We start from the raw sequence: 2,756 nt of genomic DNA on the forward strand, positions 1-2,756 counted from the left end.
TATTGGCAGACGAATGCGCTGTTGGTATTCACCACCCCAGTCGTCTTCCCGTTGATTGGTGCGGTTTACGATAAACTGATTAATAAAATAACCTTCAGAACCCATGATCTCTACGCCATCATAGCCAGCGTCTTTGGCCAGAGCAGTGCAGTTCACAAAATCCTCGATTTGCCCATGGACTTCATCAGCTGAAAGTTCTTTCGGTTTGAATGGGTTGATTGGCGCCTGAATCGCGCTGGGGGCAATGCTTTTTGGATGGTAGGCATAACGGCCGGTATGAAGGATTTGCATACAGATTTTGCCACCGGCATTGTGAACCGCTTTCGTCACTTCGCGATGGTGTTTGACATCTTCCGGGGTTTCCATGGTGGCTGCACCAGGCATACCCCCGCTTTCCTGATTAGGGGCAATACCACCCGTCACAATAAGACCCACACCACCGGCTGCACGTTCGGCAAAATAGGTCGCCAGTCGTTTAAAACCATTGGGCTGCTCTTCCAGATTGGTGTGCATGGAACCCATCAGAACCCGGTTTTTTAGCGTGGTGAAACCCAGATCCAGCGGTGCCAGAAGATGTGGGTATGGAGAGGTCATTTTATAATCCTTGTTATTGATCAGGTGCTTATCTAGACAGTGTCAAGATAGGGTGGTACTTTGACAGTGTCAAGATAATTTGCACAGACGCTATGCCCGTTAAGCCATCCTGGAATTAAAACGACATATGACTTCTAGAAAGCCCTACCACCATGGCAACCTTCATCAGAAACTGCTTGAGGAAGCGACCCTGATGATTGGGGAGCAGGGGGTGGATGGTATTTCCATGCGCGCTCTGGCAGAGCGGGTGGGTGTATCCAGAACGGCGGCCTACCATCATTTTAAGGATAAAAATGCGCTGCTGTGTGCGATTGCGGAGCAGGGGTTTCAGCACTGGCAGGCACATTTTGCTCAGTTGATGCATGAGCAGTCTGGGGATATGACCCGTTGGCTGAAAGCATTTGTCAGGTCTTATCTGGATCTCTCCTGGAAGCATCCTGAGGAGTATGACCTGATGTTTGGCCGCCCTGTCTGGAAAAATGGGGAGCCTACAGAGAGCCTTAAAACTGCATCTTTCGCCTGTTTTCAGGATTATGTAGATCTTATTCGGCTCCTGACACAAGAAGGGCAGGAGGGGGGCGAGTTATCAAAAGATATCGACTGTTTACGCCTTGCCCAGGTGAGCTGGAGCATGTTGCACGGTATGAGTCGTCTATTGAATGATGGTATTTATCTGGATAGAAACGCCATTGATGCGATGTTGGATAGTGCTGTGGAGATGATTCTGGCGGCGGCAAAGGTGTGAGAAGGGGATATTCCCACGGAGCACCGTGGGAATGCTTATCGGATTTATTACCCTGCCGAAGTAACGCTGATATCTGTACTTAGCTCATGCTTTTCACCCGGCATCAGTAATGAGCCCGATGCTTGATCTTTCGCATATTGGGTCGCTTCAACGCAGACCATGGTTTCGTACCCATCATCGCTCATATCCCCCATGTTTCTGCTCAGGTCTTTCCATGGATTCCAGATAACCGCGGAGTTATGCCCCTGGTTACGCACATTGATAATGCGCTGGTTGCCCTGGTCATGGATAGAGACTGTCTCATCCGGAGTCGTATAAATCCGGTCGATGGACTGATTAATGATCAACGCCTCTGATGTGTCACAGGGCAGGTCGTTTTGCAGACTGTCGATATAGGAGGAGCCTGCGCCGGTAATCCAGGTTTCGGTAGCTTTGGCAATATTGAAGTAAGTGTGCAGCGCACCACTCCATTGCCAGGGTGTCTTGCCGGTGTTGATCATTTCCAGATGGATGCGCAGAGTTTCTCCCACGGTAAAGGTCAGAATTGCACTGAAATCATGGGGCCAGATAACCCGGGTCTGTTTGGAGGCACTGAGTTTCAGGCGTACGGTAACTGACTGTTCATTTTCTTCATGATCCAGCAGTTGCCAGTTACTGATTCGGGCAAAACCATGGGAGGGCGAGTCCACCGGACCGAACCAGGGCCAGCAAATGGGTACTCCGCCCCGTATCGCTTTATCTTCCGAAAAGATGGCCTTGTTGCTGAGCCAGATCACATCCTGCTGGCCGGTCGGTTTGAACTGAATCAGGTGACCGCCATGGAGGGAAATAGCGGCTTCACAGAGGGGGCTCTGAATGTTGAGAATGGCCAGACCATTCATGCTATGTCTTGAAATGGCAGGGCTTAACGTTTCTTCGAAAATCATGTCATTGGTTAGCATCAGGGAAGCCATTGTCAGGGGAAGCGTTTTCAAGGGGGAGAGCCGCTGGGTCAGCGGCTGAATGCTAAAACTTTATGTTCCATAAACCGGATCAATAATGTCAGAACCCCGGTCATGGTCAGATAGATCAACCCGGCCATGGTGAACACTGTTAATGTGTCGTAAGTTTGCGCGTTAAGTCTGGCAGCATAGCCCATCAGATCCATCAGGGTAATGGTGCTGGCCAGAGATGAACCTTTCATAACCAGAATAATCTCGTTGCCGTAAGCGGGCAGGGCCCGACGAGCCGCATGGGGCATAATCACCCGCAGCAGTGTCTGTCTGTGAGTCATACCCAGGGCCATACAGGCTTCCCAGTCACTTTTTGGCACAGCGTCAATGGCTCCCTTGAACAGCAACGTGGAATAGGCGGCTGAGTTAAGGGCCAGGGCCAGCATGGCACAGAACCAGGGCTGGCTTAATAAGGGCCAGAGAAA

Annotated in this window: 3 protein-coding genes and 1 pseudogene; 1 reads left to right on the plus strand and 3 read right to left on the minus strand. The window is 50.7% G+C overall.

What is annotated here, in order from left to right:
* Window positions 1-594 (minus strand): annotated as a pseudogene (fadH, locus tag RM811_RS09290) (NADPH-dependent 2,4-dienoyl-CoA reductase); the annotation flags it as partial.
* Between the two features lie 127 nt (window positions 595-721).
* Here fadH and RM811_RS09295 point away from each other — a divergent pair.
* Window positions 722-1,339 (plus strand): TetR/AcrR family transcriptional regulator, encoded by a 618-nt coding sequence (locus RM811_RS09295; protein WP_402523254.1) that lies wholly within the window; start codon window positions 722-724, stop codon window positions 1,337-1,339.
* A gap of 47 nt (window positions 1,340-1,386) precedes the next feature.
* On the opposite strand, the gene RM811_RS09300 is transcribed toward RM811_RS09295, so the two are convergent.
* Together RM811_RS09300 and RM811_RS09305 are read right to left on the minus strand one after the other, a co-directional pair.
* A complete protein-coding gene (locus tag RM811_RS09300) occupies window positions 1,387-2,280 on the minus strand; it encodes a D-hexose-6-phosphate mutarotase (protein WP_402523256.1) in 894 nt (297 codons plus the stop codon).
* A 50-nt stretch (window positions 2,281-2,330) separates the two neighbouring features.
* The coding region (locus tag RM811_RS09305; protein WP_402523258.1) for an ABC transporter permease subunit at window positions 2,331-2,756 on the minus strand (426 nt) is incomplete at its 5' end.

This window comes from Endozoicomonas sp. (assembly GCF_031844845.1).
Classification (GTDB): Bacteria; Pseudomonadota; Gammaproteobacteria; order Pseudomonadales; family Endozoicomonadaceae; genus Endozoicomonas.